Genomic DNA, 18,471 nt, shown 5'->3' with positions numbered 1-18,471 from the left:
CCACCAATTAACTTTTTGTTAACTCACACAGGGTAAAGTTTAATAATCGCCCCAGCCCGCTGACCGTCTGTAATAGCGCTTCTTCTACTGCGCCGACGGTGCCATAAATCACCAGCGCGCCGCTAAATCTGTCGAGAAAACCGATGTGTACATCCGCAGCCTTCATCGCTAAATCGCCAGCGATCATCGCCGTTTCCCCCGGCGTTAAAGTCATAATGCCAATCGCGCCGGCATCGGGAACACCGATCTTTTTCGCCAGTTCTTCACCAGGGTGCGCAATGAGATGCGCCAGCGTGACCTGTTTGCCCGGCACAAATTCCTGAATAATGCGTTCTTTATTCATTGCTCACCGTCTCCACTGAAACTGCCGTCATCGTGGCAATTTTTTGTCGGAGTAAATAACAAAATTCGGCAAGGTGATGTAAAAGGTGAGGTAGATCACTAAGAGAAAGAAAATAAAAGTGACTTCTGTCGAAGGTGTTAACGATAAATATCGTGGTGCATCACATTTTCAGGCGTCATTCTGAATTTAAGCCTGTTCCGCAATAAATACTCACCGACTATTCTTTGTATTACTACCATTGATAAAAATAATACGTATCACTCGATTTGTGCATAGTACAGATTCAGTGAAATAAGTAGGGGTAACGCAATAGGTTCCAGAATATCCCCACCCGAGCCTTTCATACCATGGCGAAGCCCAGCGGCGCATAAAAAAAGCGCAGGAGAACCTGCGCCAGAAGAGAGAGTAATGCGTTATTAAAGCGGCGTGGTTTGCGCTTCAACTACCGCTAACGCCACCATATTCACGATACGACGTACAGAGGCGATCGGCGTTAATACATGTACCGGTTTAGACACGCCCATCAGGACCGGGCCGACCGTGACGCCTTCGGAACTGGAGACGCGTAGTAAGTTGTAACTAATGCGGGCGGCTTCCATATTCGGCATCACCAGAATATTGGCGGCTCCCTTCAGCGGGCTATCCGGCATCCGGTCATTACGAATACTTTCCACCAACGCCGCATCACCGTGCATCTCGCCGTCAATCATCAGATCGGGCGCTCGTTCGCGTACCCGCTCAAGGGTTTCGCGCATTTTGCTGGCGGACAGCGAATTTGAGGAACCAAAGTTAGAGTGCGACAACAGCGCGACTTTCGGCTCAATACCAAAGCGGCGAACGGTTTCCGCCGCCATTACGGCGATCTCCGCCAACTGTTCCGGTGTGGGATCTTCGTTAACATAAGTATCGGCGATAAAAGTGTTGCCGCTTGGCAGCAGTAAGGCGTTCATCGCCCCTGCCGTATGCACGCCGTCACGGTAGCCAAAGACGGCTTTCACGACGCTGAAATGCTCATGGTAGTCGCCGATGGTGCCGCAGATCATCGCATCCGCTTCCCCACGCTGCACCATGATTGCGCCAATGGCCGTATGGTTGCCGATCATCGCACGCTGCGCCTGTTCCTGAGTTACCCCGCGACGCTTCATGATCTGGTAATACTCGCTCCAGTACTCTTTGAAGCGCGGATCGGATTCATTATTCACGATCTCGAAATCAACTCCCGCTTTGATCTGTAGCCCCAGTTTCTGGATACGCATTTCGATCACGCTCGGACGCCCGATCAGGATGGGCTTCGCCAGCCCCAGGGTTATCAACTCCTGGGTTGCGTGCAGCACGCGCGCCTCTTCCCCTTCCGGCAGCACTACGCGCTTCGGATCTTTGCGTGCCTGCGAGAAGATCGGCTTCATGAACAGGTTAGTTTTGTAGACAAACTCGGTCAGTTTATCGATATAGGCATCAAAGTCAGCAATCGGGCGCGTCGCCACGCCGGAATCCATTGCCGCTTTCGCGACCGCCGGAGCGATTTTGACAATCAGACGCGGGTCAAACGGTTTCGGAATAATGTATTCTGGCCCAAAGCTCAGGTCCTGATCGCCATAGGCCGAGGCCACCACTTCGCTCTGTTCGGCGTGCGCCAGCTCGGCAATCGCACGGACCGCCGCCAGTTTCATCTCTTCGTTGATCGCCGTCGCGCCGACGTCCAGTGCGCCGCGGAAGATAAACGGGAAGCACAATACGTTGTTCACCTGGTTCGGATAGTCGGAACGACCGGTACAGATAATGGCGTCCGGACGCACTTCTTTCGCCAGCGGCGGCAGAATTTCCGGTTCCGGGTTGGCCAGCGCCAGAATCATTGGCGCGCGGGCCATTTTCTTCACCATCTCCTGAGTCAGCACTTTCGGGCCTGAACAGCCGAGGAAAATATCCGCGCCGTCAATGACCTCATCCAGCGTGCGCTTGCCGCTGTCGTCTACCGCATAGGCCGCTTTGGTCTCCGCCATATTCGGCTCACGGCCTTTGTAAATAACGCCCTTAGAGTCGCACACCACGATGTTGTGCTTTTGCATCCCCAACGCGACCAGCAGGTTCATACAAGCGATTGCCGCCGCCCCTGCGCCGGAGACGACCATCCGCACGTCGGAAATATTTTTCTCTACGACTCGTAGGCCATTAAGAATGGCGGCCGTACTAATGATCGCCGTTCCGTGCTGATCGTCATGGAAAACCGGGATGTTCATGCGCTCGCGCAGTTTCTGCTCAATATAGAAACATTCCGGCGCTTTAATGTCTTCGAGGTTAATGCCGCCAAAGGTCGGCTCCAGCGCTGCGACCACATTGATAAATTTGTCCGGATCAAGCTCATCGACTTCAATGTCAAACACATCGATGCCGGCGAATTTTTTAAACAGAACGCCTTTGCCTTCCATGACCGGCTTGCCGGCCAGCGCGCCAATGTTGCCTAACCCCAGTACCGCTGTACCGTTGGAAATGACCGCGACAAGGTTGCCGCGCGCGGTGTATTTGTAGGCTGCCAGCGGATCTTTTTCGATTTCCAGGCAGGGCGCCGCCACGCCTGGCGAGTAAGCCAACGCCAGATCGCGTTGGGTAGCAAGGGGCTTAGTCGGAGAAACCTGAATTTTACCGGGTACCGGAAATTCGTGGAAATCAAGGGCGCTTTGTTTTAACTGCTCATCCATTTTGTTGTTCCTTTCACGTATCGTTCAAAAAGTGACGCGGCCTGGTGCGCCGCACATTATCACCGTACTGCGCAACACAAACTTTGAAGGTCTGCAAACTATCACGACACGGCGCAAGAGTTTGTTATCAACTTATAACGGCCATGTTACCTGCTTATACCAGCAATACCATGCCTGTCTGCTATGCTTTTTGGTTATGTAGTGTATCAATCTTTCAGAAGTGTGAATCAACACACTCATCTAACACTTTACTTTTCAAGGAGTATTTCCTATGAACCAGCTAGACGGCATCAAACAATTCACTACCGTCGTCGCCGACAGCGGCGACATCGAGTCCATCCGCCACTACCAGCCGCAGGATGCCACGACAAATCCCTCTTTACTGTTAAAAGCCGCCGGGCTTGAGCAGTATGGTCATTTGATTGAGGATGCGATTGCCTGGGGAAAAAAACACGGCGGTACGCAGGAACAGCAGGTTGCGGCAGCCAGCGATAAACTGGCGGTTAATTTTGGCGCGGAAATACTGAAAAGTATTCCCGGTCGCGTCTCCACTGAAGTCGACGCGCGGTTATCATTCGATAAAGAAAAAAGTATCGAGAAAGCGCGCCATCTGGTGGATCTCTACCAGCAGCAGGGTATTGATAAATCGCGCATTCTGATCAAGCTCGCCGCAACCTGGGAAGGTATCCGCGCCGCCGGGCAGCTCGAAAAAGAGGGCATTAATTGCAACCTGACGTTGTTGTTCTCTTTTGCCCAGGCGCGTGCCTGCGCCGAAGCGGGCGTCTATTTGATCTCTCCGTTCGTGGGCCGAATTTACGACTGGTATCAGGCGCGTAGTCCGCTGGAGCCGTATGTCGTGGAGGAAGATCCCGGCGTGAAATCGGTACGCAATATCTACGATTACTTTAAACAGCATCGCTATGAAACCATCGTGATGGGGGCAAGTTTCCGCCGTACTGAGCAAATCCTCGCGCTAACCGGCTGCGATCGACTGACTATCTCCCCTAACCTGCTTAAAGAGCTGAAAGAAAAAGAAGAACCGGTGATCCGTAAACTGGTGCCTTCCTCGCAGATGTTCCACCGTCCTACGCCAATGACGGAAGCGGAGTTCCGCTGGGAACATAATCAGGACGCGATGGCCGTAGAGAAGCTGTCGGAAGGTATCCGTCTTTTTGCCGTTGACCAGCGCAAACTGGAAGACCTGCTTGCCGCCAAACTATAAACCTTGCATGGAGTGATTTATGTCCCGTAAAGACCTTGCCAATGCGATTCGTGCGCTGAGCATGGATGCCGTTCAAAAAGCCAATTCCGGGCACCCCGGCGCGCCGATGGGGATGGCGGATATCGCTGAAGTGCTATGGAACGATTTTCTTAAACATAACCCCACCGATCCGACCTGGTATGACCGTGATCGTTTTATCCTTTCCAACGGTCACGCCTCCATGCTGCTCTATAGTCTGCTGCATTTAACCGGTTATGACCTGCCGCTGGAGGAGTTAAAAAACTTCCGTCAACTGCACTCTAAAACGCCAGGTCACCCGGAGATTGGCTATACGCCTGGCGTTGAAACCACCACCGGGCCGCTGGGCCAGGGGCTGGCGAATGCCGTCGGGCTGGCGATTGCCGAGCGTACGTTAGGCGCACAGTTCAACCGGCCGGACCATGAGATTGTCGACCACTACACCTATGTCTTTATGGGCGACGGCTGTCTGATGGAGGGGATCTCGCATGAGGTGTGTTCGCTGGCTGGTACGCTGGGACTGGGCAAACTGATCGGCTTTTACGATCACAACGGCATCTCCATTGATGGCGAAACCGAAGGCTGGTTTACCGACGATACCGCCAAACGTTTTGAAGCCTACCACTGGCATGTCGTACATGACATTGACGGGCACGATCCGGAGGCGGTGAAAAAAGCCATTCTCGAAGCCCAGAGCGTAAAAGATAAACCTTCGCTAATTATCTGTCGGACGGTGATAGGTTTTGGCTCGCCGAATAAAGCCGGGAAAGAGGAGTCGCACGGCGCGGCGCTGGGCGAAGAAGAGGTGGCGCTGACCCGCCAGAAGCTGGGATGGCATCATCCGGCGTTTGAGATCCCAAAAGAAATTTACCGCGCGTGGGATGGCCGTGAAAAAGGCGAGAAAGCGCAGCAGCAGTGGCAGGAAAAGTTTGCTGCTTATGAGAAGGCTTATCCTGAGCTGGCCGCGGAGTTTACCCGCCGGATGAGCGGCGGATTGCCGGAGGCATGGGAATCCGCCACGCAAAAATTTATTAACGACTTGCAGGCTAATCCGGCCAAAATCGCCACCCGTAAAGCATCGCAAAATACGCTCAATGCCTACGGTCCCCTGTTGCCGGAACTGTTGGGCGGATCGGCGGATCTGGCGCCGAGCAACCTGACTATCTGGAAAGGTTCGACCTCGTTGAAAGAGGATCCGGCAGGTAATTACATCCACTATGGCGTGCGCGAATTCGGCATGACCGCCATTGCTAACGGCATCGCCCACCACGGCGGCTTTGTACCGTATACCGCCACGTTTCTGATGTTTGTCGAATATGCGCGTAACGCGGCGCGTATGGCGGCCTTAATGAAAGCCCGGCAGATTATGGTCTATACCCACGACTCCATCGGTTTGGGCGAAGATGGCCCGACGCACCAGGCCGTGGAACAACTGGCGAGCCTGCGCTTAACGCCTAACTTCAGCACCTGGCGTCCCTGCGATCAGGTTGAGGCGGCAGTCGGTTGGAAGCTGGCCATTGAACGTCAGCACGGGCCGACGGCGTTGATTCTCTCGCGGCAGAATCTGGCGCAGGTGGAACGCACGCCGGAACAGGTGAAAGCGATTGCCCGCGGCGGTTATATTCTGAAAGATAGCGGCGGCAAGCCGGATATCATTCTGATCGCTACCGGATCGGAAATGGAAATTACCCTCCAGGCGGCGGAAAAATTGACTGGCGAGGGGCATAACGTTCGCGTGGTGTCGTTGCCTTCAACGGATATTTTCGATGCGCAGGACGAGGCATATCGCGAATCAGTGCTACCGGCGCACGTGACCGCCCGCGTCGCGGTGGAAGCCGGTATAGCCGACTACTGGTATAAATATGTTGGCCTAAAAGGCGCAATTATCGGCATGACGGGATACGGTGAATCCGCTCCGGCTGACAAACTGTTCCCGTATTTTGGCTTTACCGTGGAAAATATTGTAGAAAAAGCCCGCCGGGTGCTAAACATCAAAGGCTAAGGCGAGCGTTAGCAACACAGACTTTGCACAGTCTGCAGACCTGTTCTGTAGGCTGTGCAAAATTACTTCGTAGACTCAGGCGCATCTGACTGCCCGATGACGACCTCATCAATGGATTTATGGCACATCAGGCAAAAGGCCTTTTTTTTATGCGCCTGTAATGTTGAATCCCATGCCGCTGATCCGCCTTCTTTATTCACTTTCTCTCTTATCGCCGCCAGCCGATCTATTTCATAATAAGCGCTCAGGCAGCCACAATGGGGGCATAATACGGGGCCATTATTTATTTTCATACTATTTCCTGCTGTGGTGAGGCTATCGGGTAAAGTAACAATCCTACCGTAACGTAGCAATCTCTATACCATAAATGAAACCTCAATAGGTGTATCCCTATTCTGAAAAGGGGATAACAACCAGGATTCAACGCGTGATCCACAGCGTAGGCCAGGCATCCGGCCCGTGCCAGTTATCGCAGCTCGGTTCTTCGGCATAACGTACCAGACGAAAACGATCGCCATCATAGCGCCAGCGCGTCTGGATACCACAGTCGGTTAACCCCCGCCCTTTCGCCAACGTCACCAGCTCGCGCGTTTTCTCGTCAAAGAAGGCGTTCATCAACTCCATGTCATTACTTTCGACGCCGCGATTAAACGGCAGCCGCAAACGTACGGCGCGCGAGGCGAGCGTTTTTTTGCGTGAAACTACCCAGGCGAGATCAATAGTGTTATAGGCGCCGGCTTCGCAGTTAACAATCAATAACGCTTTATCATCCGTCAACGCGCTGACCTGCGTCTCGCGACGCAGCGGGTCAAGCGAACAGCGAATGCCGTTTACCCGCCATGCTGCGTAGTCCAGCAGATCGTCGCGTTCTTCCTCACTCAGCGGTACGGGCGTTGGATTAATCACGGCGATCCCCTTTAATGCCGGTGCCGGGGGCACGCTGAGCGGCGGTTCGTTTCCTTTTTCAATCCAGGCGGTTTCGCTGCCCACACGTTTTTGTTGCGCGTCGATAAACAGTAATGCCGCTTTTAATCCCGCCAGCGAAAGCGTCTGAACGCCGTTTTTTAAGGTGATAGCCTGCGCATCCTGAATCGTCTGTAAAAATGCGGTGATGGTGGCAGGATCGCCAGTCATGAGATGCCAGGGCGACACGCGCCAGTGTGGACTGTTGAACGAAAGCGGTTTGCCATCCAGCAATAAGCGAGGCGCAATTGCGGCTTCTTTAGCGTCGGGCGGCGCCAAACCGCCGCGGTCGATACGCAGTACCGCATCGGTACGCGCCCCGGCGCTGCGGCTTAATGTCATCACCAGCCCATGATGTTCGCCAGTATTGCGCGCTACGCAAAAATTTTGGTTATTGCAGGTGACCTGCCAGTCGGAAAAAGTCCGTTGCGCTGGCGCAGCCCACAGTAGCTGGACCGGCAACAGGCCAAACAGACAAAAAAGAATAACGCGGTAGCGCATGAACGGAACAACCCCAGATTCAGAACAACACAGCTAAGGCGGTATCTTCCTTGCGCGCCTCAGGGTTCTCAATCAGATTTATCGGATTGGTCTTTTTTGTGTAAAGAAATATATTTCTTTTTTTTCAGTCCATTAGATGAGACGTCTGTAAATAGTTAAGCAATAACACGGTCTTACCGTCCCGAATCTCGCCTGAGCGCACCATTTCCAGCGCCCGGGAAAACGGCAGTTCAAGCACCTCAATCTCTTCATCCTCCACGCCGCCGCCGATGCTGGCGCGCTCGCTATCATGATATTCGGCAATGAAGAAATGAATCAGCTCCGTGACGCCGCCTGGCGACATATACAGCTCAAATATCTTGCGTACCTCACCAACGTCATACCCTGTCTCTTCAATGGCCTCTTTACGGATACAGACCTCCGGCTCGTCGTTATCAAGCAGGCCAGCGCAGGTTTCAATTAACATACCGTCTTGATTACCGTTGACCCATGTCGCCACGCGAAACTGGCGAACCAGAACCACGGTTTTTTTAGTTGAGTTGTAAAGCAGAATGGTTGCGCCATTCCCGCGATCGTAAACCTCACGCTTGTGACGGATAACCTCGCCATTACGACGGGTCAGGTCATAGGTAATGTTGCGCAGAGTAAAATAATTATCAGAAAGAATTTTATCCTTAATAAGCGTAATGGTTTGCGACATGCTGGCTCCAGGGTGTAAAAAGAGCATTAATATTACGCCGTGAGGCCGGTTTTGTCTGCTGAAGGGTTAATCCTTAATGCCAACTGAACGGACGTACAGCCATATTTTTCTGTCACTGTCATGACCATATTCTGCTTCTCCGGGCCGCAGAGTCCATGCTCGCGATATGATTTGACGGCCGGAGTGAGACTGAGGGAATCATCATGAAATTTACTCTCGTTGCGACGGTTCTACTGACGTTTTCCCTTTCAGCTTTTGCCGTTGAGTATCCGGTATTGACCACCGCGAGCCCTGATCAGGTGGGGTTTGATAGCCAAAAACTTCACCGACTTGATGGCTGGATTCAAAATCAAATTGATGCCGGATATCCCAGCATCAATCTTCTGGTGATAAAAGATAATCATATTGTTCTACAAAAAGCCTGGGGCTATGCCAAAAAATATGACGGTTCCACGCTGTTAGCCCATCCCATTCTGGCGACCACTAACACGATGTATGATCTGGCTTCAAACACAAAAATGTATGCCACTAACTTCGCATTGCAAAAACTAGTGTATGAAGGAAAAATAGATGTCAATGATTTGGTATCAAAATACATCCCCGACTTTAAGGATATGCCTGGGGATAAAATAAAAGGCAAAGATAAACTCCGCATTATTGATATTCTTCATCACGTCGCGGGCTTTCCTGCCGACCCACAATATCCTAATAAAAACGTCGCCGGTAAATTATTTTCACAGAGTAAAAGCACTACTCTGGAGATGATTAAAAAGACACCGCTGGAATATCAACCTGGGTCGAAGCATATCTACAGCGACGTGGATTATATGATTCTTGGTTTTATCATTGAATCGATAACGGCAATGCCATTAGATCGCTACGTCGAAACCACCATTTATAAACCGCTCGGATTAAAACATACCGTCTTTAACCCGCTGATGAAAGGCTTCACGCCGCCGCAAATCGCCGCAACGGAACTACACGGCAATACGCGTGACGGCGTGATTCATTTCCCCAATATTCGCACCAATACACTATGGGGCCAGGTGCATGATGAAAAAGCCTGGTACTCAATGGGCGGCGTTTCAGGACACGCCGGACTGTTTTCTGACACCCATGATATAGCTGTGTTAATGCAAGTCATGCTCAATGGGGGCGGCTACGGTAACGTGAAGCTATTCGACGACAAAACGGTTGCGCAGTTTACTCGCCGCTCGCCAGAAGACGCTACCTTTGGTCTGGGGTGGCGCGTTAACGGCAACGCCTCAATGACCCCCACGTTCGGGGTATTAGCCAGTCCGCAAACGTATGGACATACCGGATGGACCGGAACGCTGACGTCTATCGATCCGGTTAATCATATGGCGATTGTGATTTTAGGTAACAGGCCGCACTCGCCGGTAGCAAATCCTAAAGTGAATCCGAATGTTTTTGTCAGTGGATTATTACCTGCGGCGACGTATGGCTGGATTGTTGACCAGATATATGGTTCCTTAAAATAAAAATTAAGAGCCTATCTCTGTAGGCGTTATTGGCGCAGCCAGTTTGGACACGGACAGCGCGCAAAAACCGGAGCGTACACGTAGTACGTGAGGTTTGACTCGCTACGCTCGCCCTTCGGGCCGCCGCAAGCGGCGTTCAAAACGCTAACGCGTTTTGGCGAGCACTGCCCAGGACCAAAATGGCAAGTAAAATAGCCCTAATGGGATAGGCTCTAAGAAGGGATTCTGATAGCGTCCCTTCCTTCAATTTACACTCTATTTTCAATACTAAGATTGGCCTCATCAGGCCGGTTAAACGTCGACCCGACGGGAAAATGTTTATCGCAGGGCGTCCAGCCCTGCGAGCGTCAACATTTCTGCAAACGGAGTAAGGTTAGCCAATAAGTTTAAGATTTTTTATCACTCAATCATTTAACCGTTCCAGGCCTTAACCGGCCTACAAATACGCTTATTTAGCTAACCAGTCGAGTATCCCCTGCGCCGCATGTCGGCCTTCTGCCATCGCCGTCACCACCAGATCGGCGCCGCGCACCGCATCTCCGCCGGCGAAAATTTTCGGGTTGGACGTCTGGTAACGAAACTCGCTCTCGACGCTGGCGGCAATACGTCCCCAGTTATCCACCTTCACGCCATGCGATTCCAGCCACGACATACCATGCGGATGAAAACCAAACGCCATAATGACCGCATCCGCCGGCATCACGAACTCGCTGTCCGGTACAGGTACCGGGCGGCGTCGTCCCTGACCATCCGGTTCGCCAAGCCGCGTACGCAAAAAGCGAATACCGCTGGCGCGCCCGTGCGTATCCAGCACCAACTCAACCGGCTGAACGTTAAATTCAAAGTTCGCGCCCTCTTCCCGCGCGTTTTTCACCTCTTTTTTCGACCCCGGCATATTGGTCTCATCGCGTCGATAAGCGCAGGTGACGTTGGCAGCGCCATGACGCAGCGCCGTACGTACGCAGTCCATTGCGGTGTCACCGCCGCCCAGCACAACCACGTTAAGACCCGCAGTATCAATAAACGGCTCGTCAGGCAACGCCGGAAGCCCCATCACCTGTTTGGTATTGGCGATGAGGAATGGCAACGCATCATATACCCCCGGCGCGTCTTCATTCGGTAAATCAGCCTTCATGGAACGGTAGGTTCCTACCCCGACAAAGACGGCGTCATAACTCTCCAGCAGCGTCTCCAGAGAAATATCTTTCCCTACTTCGCAGTTAAGCTCGAAACGAATCCCCATCGAGCTGAAGATCTCCCGACGGCGCGCCAGCAGAGATTTATCCAGTTTGAAAGCCGGAATACCAAAGGTGAGCAAACCGCCGATTTCCGGATGGCGATCGTAGACGGTGGCGCTTACGCCATGGCGCGCCAGCACGTCAGCGCAGGCAAGACCTGCCGGCCCCGCGCCGATAATCGCCACGCGCTTATCGCTCTTCTGTACGTCCGACAGGTCGGGACGCCAGCCTTTGCTCAGAGCGCGATCGGAGATATAGCGCTCAATGTTGCCGATGGTAACCGCGCCATACTCATCGCGGAGTGTACACGCGCCTTCACATAGCCGGTCCTGCGGACAAACGCGCCCGGTAATTTCCGGCAGGCAGTTGGTCTGGTGAGAAAGCTCTACCGCCGCATCAATATCGCCGGCTTTCACCAGTTCGATCCACTGGGGAATATGGTTATGCAGCGGACAGGTCCATTCGCAGATACTGTGTTCCCCGCATGTGAGGCAGCGGGACGCTTCACGCTCCGCCTGCGCGGCGCGAAACGGCAGATAAATTTCCTCAAAGGTGGTTTTACGCGCTTCAATCGCCAGTTTATCCGGTTCGCCGCGCGGCGGCGTCGCCTGCATACGCTCGGCTTTGCTGCTTGCTGCCCCACTGTGTTGTGTATCCACGGTATGCCAGGGGCGAATCTCCTGCCGGGCGGTACGCAGCCGTCGCGTTTTAGCCAGACGGGTCAACGAGTCTTCGGTGACCAGTTGCAGCGCATCCGCCGGGCAATTTTCCACACAGGCCGGACCCTGTTCACGTCCCTGACACAGATCGCATTTATGCGCGCTGGCTTTGAACTGGTTTGGCGCGACGGGCGTCAATACCATCTGCATGGTGCCGAATGGACAGGCGACGACGCAGGATTTACAGCCGATGCACTTCTGCGCATTGACCTGCACGCTGTCGTTAATATGCGCGATCGCGCCGTTCGGACAGCTACGGGCGCAGGGCGCATCTTCGCAATGGTGACATGTGACCGCGCTGCGCTGGTGCTGATGTTTAATGACAGTAATTCGGGGCTGATAGCGCTGTGACGTCAGGACATGTCGCTCATCATTGTGAGCCATTACGCAGGCGACCTCGCAGGCATGGCAGCCCAGACACTGCTGGCTATTGGCCATAATAAAACGATTCATGGCATCCTTCTGTTTTGGTTGTAAAAACCTTATTCTTTATATGAGCATTGTTATTAACTGACGAAGGCGGGGTCGGCAATGTTCATCTGCCCAGGAAGCACAACTATCTGTCCAGAACCTGTGGCAGATCAATTTATTTCAAAGCAAATGCAATTGCGATTCAGCTAAATGCGGGGAGTGCCAGCGTGACGGTTAAACGCCCGGTCTCAGCCAGTCTGGCTAAGGCTTTTTTCTATATTGTGCTGTTGTCTATTCTGTCCACCGGCAGCGCATTACTGACGCTGACCAGCAGTTTACGGGATGCCGAAGCGATCAATATCGCCGGTTCGCTACGAATGCAGAGCTATCGGCTGGGTTACGATCTGCAAAGCCGTAGCCCGCAGATTAATGCGCATCGTCAACTTTTCCAGCACGCGCTCAACTCGCCGGTACTGCAAAATCTCAACGCCTGGTATGTGCCGCAGGCGGTGAAAACTCGCTACGCGCGCCTGCACGCCAACTGGCTGGAGATGAATAGCCGCCTACAGGACGGCGACATTGCCTGGTATCAGACCAATATCAACAATTACGTCGATCAAATTGATCTCTTCGTTCTGGCGTTACAGCATTACGCCGAGCGTAAAGTCATGCTGGTCGTCGCCATATCGCTGGCGGGCGGTATCGGCATCTTTACGCTGGTCTTTTTTACCCTACGGCGTATTCGCCAGCAGGTCGTTCGCCCGCTGAATCAACTGGTCACCGCCAGTCAGCGAATTGAACATGGTCAGTTCGCCCCGCTGCCGCTGGATACCAGCTTACCCAATGAGCTGGGATTGTTGGCGAAAACGTTTAGTCAGATGTCGAGCGAGCTGCATAAACTTTACCGTTCGCTGGAAGCCTCGGTGGAAGAAAAAACGCACGATCTGCACGAAGCGCATCGCCGCCTGGAGGTGTTATACCAGTGCTCCCAGGCGCTGAATACCAGCCAAATCGACGTCCACTGTTTTCGCCATATTTTGCAAATTGTCCGTGAACATGACGCCGCCTGGTATCTGGAGTTAACCGTGGGCGATAACTGGCGGATTAGCGAAGGCACGCAAAGCCCCGACCTGCCGATGCAAATGCTGCCAGTGACGATGCAGGACACGGTCTATGGCGAACTCCACTGGCAAAGCCCCAACGTTAATGCCTCTACGCCGCTGCTGAACAGCGTCTCCACGATGCTGGGGCGTGGTTTGTACTTTAATCAGGCGCAAAAACACTTCCAGCAACTTTTGTTAATGGAAGAGCGCGCGACGATTGCCCGTGAGCTACACGATTCGCTGGCGCAGGTACTTTCTTATTTACGTATTCAGTTAACGCTTTTGAAGCGCGCTATTCCTGAGGATAACGCCGGCGCGCAAAGCATCATGGCGGATTTTTCCAGAGCGCTGAACGACGCCTACCGTCAGCTTCGCGAGCTACTCACCACGTTCCGTCTGACGTTACAGCAGGCCGATTTACCCTCCGCATTGCATGAGATGCTGGAAGATTTACAGAGTCAGACTCCGGCCAAACTCACGTTGGATTGCCGTTTACCCACGCTGGCGCTGGATGCGCAAATGCAGGTGCATTTATTGCAAATTGTGCGTGAAGCGGTCCTGAACGCCATTAAACACGCCAACGCGAGCGAAATCGCCGTGAGCTGCGTCACCGCGCCTGACGGCGATCATACCGTTTATATTCGCGATAATGGCATTGGTATCGGCGAACCGCATGAGCCTGCCGGACACTATGGTCTGAATATAATGCGTGAGCGCGCGGAGCGCCTTGGCGGCACGCTGAATTTTTCGCAACCCTCCGGCGGCGGCACGCTGGTCAGTATCAGTTTTCGCTCCTCCAATAAGGAAGAGAGTCAGTTAACGTAAAGAACGGCAAATCGCCGGAAGGCCAGATGTCAGGCTTTCCGGCGTTGGCACAAAAAGTATGCTGTAAAAGCGCATGATAATTTACATTATCTCCTTTATTTCTCCACGTTTGGCTCGTAGCTTGCCGCTACAGTGAAGCAGTTCAAATCTATAATGATATGTAGAAACACGAGGTTTCCCTTTAATGGCGAATTTTTTTATCGATCGCCCCATTTTTGCCTGGGTGCTGGCTATCCTGTTGTGTCTGACAGGGGCGTTAGCCATTTTCTCTTTACCTGTTGAACAATATCCCGATCTGGCGCCGCCCAACGTACGTATTACCGCGAATTATCCGGGAGCGTCGGCGCAAACGCTGGAAAATACCGTAACCCAGGTTATTGAGCAGAATATGACGGGCCTCGATAATCTGATGTACATGTCATCACAAAGTAGCGGCACCGGACAGGCGACCATCACCCTGAGCTTTATTGCGGGAACCGATCCTGATGAGGCGGTTCAGCAGGTGCAAAACCAGTTACAGTCCGCGATGCGTAAACTGCCGCAGGCGGTACAGGATCAAGGCGTCACGGTACGCAAAACGGGCGATACCAATATTTTGACCATCGCTTTCGTCTCTACCGACGGCTCTATGGACAAGCAGGATATCGCCGACTACGTCGCCAGTAATATTCAGGACCCGCTCAGCCGCGTCAACGGCGTCGGCGATATTGACGCTTATGGTTCACAGTACTCTATGCGTATCTGGCTCGATCCGGCCAAATTGAATAGTTTTCAGATGACCACGAAAGACGTGACCGATGCAATTGAGTCGCAGAATGCGCAAATCGCCGTCGGGCAGCTTGGCGGTACGCCTTCGGTCGACAAACAGGCGCTGAACGCCACCATTAATGCGCAGTCACTGCTGCAAACGCCGCAACAATTTCGCGATATCACCCTGCGCGTTAATCAGGACGGTTCCGAGGTCAAACTGGGCGATGTCGCCACCGTGGAGCTGGGGGCGGAAAAGTATGACTACCTCAGCCGTTTTAACGGCAATCCGGCTTCCGGTCTTGGCGTTAAGCTGGCCTCCGGCGCGAATGAAATGGCGACCGCGAAGCTGGTGCTGGATCGCCTCAACGAGCTGGCGCAGTACTTTCCCCACGGGCTGGAATACAAGATCGCGTATGAAACCACCTCCTTTGTCAAAGCCTCGATTATCGATGTGGTCAAAACGTTGCTGGAGGCTATCGCGCTGGTTTTCCTGGTGATGTACCTGTTCCTGCAAAACTTTCGCGCCACGCTAATTCCGACGATCGCCGTGCCGGTAGTATTAATGGGCACCTTCTCTGTGCTTTACGCGTTCGGCTACAGTATTAACACATTAACCATGTTCGCGATGGTGCTGGCAATCGGGCTCCTGGTCGACGATGCCATCGTGGTGGTGGAAAACGTCGAACGTATCATGAGCGAAGAAGGGCTCACGCCGCGTGAAGCGACGCGCAAATCCATGGGACAAATCCAGGGGGCGCTGGTTGGTATCGCGATGGTGCTGTCTGCGGTATTCGTGCCGATGGCGTTCTTTGGCGGTACCACCGGGGCGATTTATCGTCAGTTTTCTATCACCATTGTCTCGGCAATGGTGCTGTCGGTGCTGGTCGCCATGATCCTGACACCGGCGCTGTGCGCAACGTTATTAAAACCGCTGCACAAAGGCGAACAACACGGGCAACGCGGATTTTTCGGCTGGTTTAACCGTACCTTCAATCGTAATGCCGAACGTTATGAGAAAGGCGTAGCGAAAATTTTGCATCGCAGCCTGCGCTGGATTCTGATTTATGTTCTGTTGCTTGGCGGCATGGTGTTCCTGTTTCTGCGCCTCCCCACCTCCTTTCTGCCGCAAGAAGATCGGGGCATGTTCACTACGTCTATCCAGCTACCGAGCGGTTCTACGCAACAGCAGACCCTGAAAGTCGTTGAAAAGGTTGAAAACTATTACTTCACCCATGAGAAAGACAACATTATGTCGGTCTTCTCGACGGTAGGTTCCGGCCCTGGCGGGAATGGGCAAAACGTCGCGCGCATGTTTGTTCGCTTGAAAGACTGGGACGCGCGCGATCCCACCACCGGCTCCTCGTTCGCCATTATTGAGCGGGCGACAAAAGCGTTTAACCAGATTAAAGAAGCTCGCGTCTTCGCCAGCAGCCCGCCGGCAATTAGCGGTCTGGGCAGCTCCGCCGGTTTTGATATGGAATTACAGGATCACGCCGGAGCAGGCCATGACGCGCTGATGGCCGCACGAGATCAACTCATTGAGCTGGCCGGGAAAAACAGTTCCTTGACCCGCGTGCGCCACAACGGCCTGGACGACAGCCCGCAACTGCAAATTGATATTGACCAACGGAAAGCGCAGGCGCTGGGCGTATCGATTGACGATATCAACGACACCCTGCAAACAGCCTGGGGATCGAGCTACGTCAACGACTTTATGGACCGTGGTCGCGTGAAGAAAGTCTATGTTCAGGCCGCAGCGAAATATCGTATGTTGCCGGATGATATTAATCTTTGGTATGTCCGTAACAAAGATGGCGGCATGGTCCCCTTCTCCGCCTTCGCCACCTCGCGCTGGGAAACCGGCTCGCCGCGTCTGGAACGCTATAACGGCTATTCGGCGGTAGAAATTGTCGGAGAGGCCGCGCCGGGGGTCAGTACCGGGACGGCGATGGATGTCATGGAGTCGTTGGTGCATCAGCTACCGGGCGGTTTTGGCCTGGAATGGACAGCCATGTCTTACCAGGAACGGCTCTCCGGCGCGCAGGCGCCCGCGCTGTACGCTATTTCGCTATTAGTCGTCTTCCTGTGTCTGGCGGCATTGTATGAAAGCTGGTCGGTGCCCTTCTCGGTGATGCTGGTTGTGCCGCTCGGCGTCATTGGCGCGCTACTCGCTACCTGGATGCGCGGGCTGGAAAACGATGTTTACTTCCAGGTGGGGCTGTTGACCGTTATCGGCCTCTCGGCGAAAAACGCGATTCTGATTGTGGAATTCGCCAACGAAATGAATCAGAAGGGACACGCGCTGTTAGACGCCACGCTGTACGCCAGCCGCCAGCGCCTGCGACCGATACTGATGACTTCGCTGGCGTTTATCTTTGGCGTATTGCCGATGGCCACCAGCACCGGGGCAGGCTCGGGTAGCCAACATGCTGTCGGAACCGGCGTGATGGGGGGAATGATCTCAGCAACCATTCTGGCTATCTTCTTTGTACCCCTGTTTTTCGTGCTGATACGTCGCCGCTTCCCGCTGAAGCCGCGCCCGGAATAAGCTCCCGGCCAGCCTGATACGAGGTGTCGGGCACAAAAAAGGCGACTTTCGTTGAGTCGCCTTTTCTTATCCCCTATGGGAGCGCGGTGCCTTCCAGGCATTTATTTACGAAGCATGACTTCGATAAAATCTTTCCAGTTCCCCAGTTCACGTTCAATCATAATAGCCTCTCTTATTATTATGGGTATTCTACGTAGTTAGCGGTATAGAGAGAAGTTCATTTAACCGATTGTTGCGATATCCTCTGGTTACGCTGTCTATGATATTACTATGGCGCTGTAGCCGTAAATTTTATGTGACTTACTGCAATATTTAGCAACATTAATACCTTTTCTACTACTTTATCAAATCGGGTTAAAAAACAATCAATTGCATGTGCGCAAAATAGGATTTTCCTCGCGAATTATAAACAAGCCACATCTGGAACGTTTTGGAATCATTATTCACATTCACTCAACAATGTTATATTGATTGCCGATCAGCGCTGGATAAATAACCATTAACAGCCACACTTATTATCCCGCAGACGATACTATTGATTATTTATTCGAATTTCGCGTTAAAGGATTCAATATGATTACCCTCTATGGCATTAAGAATTGCGACACGATCAAAAAAGCGCGCCGTTGGCTGGAGGAGCATGGCATTGATTATCGTTTTCACGATTACCGTGTGGATGGCATAGACCTCCCTCTTCTTAATACCTTTATTGCCGAACTCGGCTGGCAGCCGTTACTGAATACGCGCGGCACAACATGGCGCAAACTGGATGAAGGCGACCGCAGCGGGATTACCGATGCCGACTCCGCCGCTGCTCTCATGGTTGAACAGCCGGCAATCATCAAACGCCCATTGCTCTGCGCGCCCGGGAAGCCTATGCTGCTTGGTTTCAGTGAATCCCGTTATCAGCAGTTTTTTGATGAGGTGTAG

General features: G+C 52.9%; 13 protein-coding genes. 6 read left to right on the top strand and 7 right to left on the bottom strand.

Translation table 11 applies throughout. From position 1 onward, the window contains the following. Positions 1-7 precede the first annotated feature (7 nt). Complete coding sequence (gene eutS / locus ACH0WD_RS13375; RefSeq protein ID WP_001031445.1) at positions 8-343, bottom strand: ethanolamine utilization microcompartment protein EutS; 336 nt, start codon at positions 341-343, stop codon at positions 8-10. A 416-nt stretch (positions 344-759) separates the two neighbouring features. Further along, entirely contained in the window at positions 760-3,039 is a 2,280-nt protein-coding gene (gene maeB / locus ACH0WD_RS13370; protein ID WP_000344299.1) for an NADP-dependent oxaloacetate-decarboxylating malate dehydrogenase, read from the bottom strand. Positions 3,040-3,310: 271 nt separating this feature from the next. Between maeB and tal the strand changes: the two genes are divergently transcribed. Continuing rightward, positions 3,311-4,261: a transaldolase gene (gene tal, locus ACH0WD_RS13365; protein ID WP_001072443.1), complete on the top strand. Its 951-nt coding sequence runs from the start codon at positions 3,311-3,313 to the stop codon at positions 4,259-4,261. Positions 4,262-4,280: 19 nt separating this feature from the next. Further along, the gene (gene tkt, locus ACH0WD_RS13360; protein WP_000087326.1) at positions 4,281-6,281 is read left to right on the top strand and encodes a transketolase; all 2,001 of its coding nucleotides are present in this window, start codon (positions 4,281-4,283) and stop codon (positions 6,279-6,281) included. A gap of 62 nt (positions 6,282-6,343) precedes the next feature. On the opposite strand, the gene ACH0WD_RS13355 is transcribed toward tkt, so the two are convergent. The 3 genes from ACH0WD_RS13355 to nudK form a co-directional block, all read right to left on the bottom strand. After that, positions 6,344-6,574, bottom strand: a complete 231-nt coding sequence (locus tag ACH0WD_RS13355) for a hypothetical protein (RefSeq protein ID WP_000700635.1) — start codon at positions 6,572-6,574, stop codon at positions 6,344-6,346. Between the two features lie 127 nt (positions 6,575-6,701). Further along, positions 6,702-7,745, bottom strand: a complete 1,044-nt coding sequence (locus tag ACH0WD_RS13350) for a DUF1176 domain-containing protein (RefSeq protein WP_001270668.1) — start codon at positions 7,743-7,745, stop codon at positions 6,702-6,704. A 124-nt stretch (positions 7,746-7,869) separates the two neighbouring features. Then, positions 7,870-8,445, bottom strand: a complete 576-nt coding sequence (gene nudK / locus ACH0WD_RS13345) for a GDP-mannose pyrophosphatase NudK (protein ID WP_000084037.1) — start codon at positions 8,443-8,445, stop codon at positions 7,870-7,872. Between the two features lie 203 nt (positions 8,446-8,648). On the opposite strand from nudK, the gene pbp4b reads away from it, so the two are divergent. Next, positions 8,649-9,947: a penicillin binding protein PBP4B gene (gene pbp4b / locus ACH0WD_RS13340; RefSeq protein WP_000673289.1), complete on the top strand. Its 1,299-nt coding sequence runs from the start codon at positions 8,649-8,651 to the stop codon at positions 9,945-9,947. Between the two features lie 448 nt (positions 9,948-10,395). On the opposite strand, the gene aegA is transcribed toward pbp4b, so the two are convergent. After that, positions 10,396-12,357, bottom strand: coding sequence for a formate-dependent uric acid utilization protein AegA (aegA, locus tag ACH0WD_RS13335; protein WP_001078939.1), 1,962 nt, complete (start codon positions 12,355-12,357; stop codon positions 10,396-10,398). A 185-nt stretch (positions 12,358-12,542) separates the two neighbouring features. Here aegA and narQ point away from each other — a divergent pair, with 185 nt between their 5' ends. Both narQ and acrD read left to right on the top strand, forming a co-directional pair. Next, on the top strand, positions 12,543-14,243 hold the full coding sequence (gene narQ / locus ACH0WD_RS13330) for a nitrate/nitrite two-component system sensor histidine kinase NarQ (protein WP_000216814.1): 1,701 nt from the start codon (positions 12,543-12,545) through the stop codon (positions 14,241-14,243). Positions 14,244-14,427: 184 nt separating this feature from the next. After that, on the top strand, positions 14,428-17,541 hold the full coding sequence (gene acrD / locus ACH0WD_RS13325; RefSeq protein ID WP_001263076.1) for a multidrug efflux RND transporter permease AcrD: 3,114 nt from the start codon (positions 14,428-14,430) through the stop codon (positions 17,539-17,541). Positions 17,542-17,642: 101 nt separating this feature from the next. Here acrD and ypfM read toward each other — a convergent pair whose 3' ends face one another. Continuing rightward, positions 17,643-17,702 carry a protein YpfM gene (gene ypfM / locus ACH0WD_RS13320; RefSeq protein ID WP_001386977.1) on the bottom strand — a complete coding sequence of 20 codons (60 nt, stop codon included), beginning with the start codon at positions 17,700-17,702 and terminating at the stop codon, positions 17,643-17,645. A 412-nt stretch (positions 17,703-18,114) separates the two neighbouring features. Between ypfM and ACH0WD_RS13315 the strand changes: the two genes are divergently transcribed. Beyond that, positions 18,115-18,471, top strand: coding sequence for an ArsC family reductase (locus tag ACH0WD_RS13315; RefSeq protein WP_000631923.1), 357 nt, complete (start codon positions 18,115-18,117; stop codon positions 18,469-18,471).

This window comes from Salmonella sp. 2020_1395 (genome assembly GCF_043848115.1).
GTDB classification, from domain to species: Bacteria; Pseudomonadota; Gammaproteobacteria; order Enterobacterales; family Enterobacteriaceae; genus Salmonella; species Salmonella enterica.
Note: the sequence above shows the minus strand (reverse complement) of the source record. Positions and strands in the feature narration are given on the sequence as shown.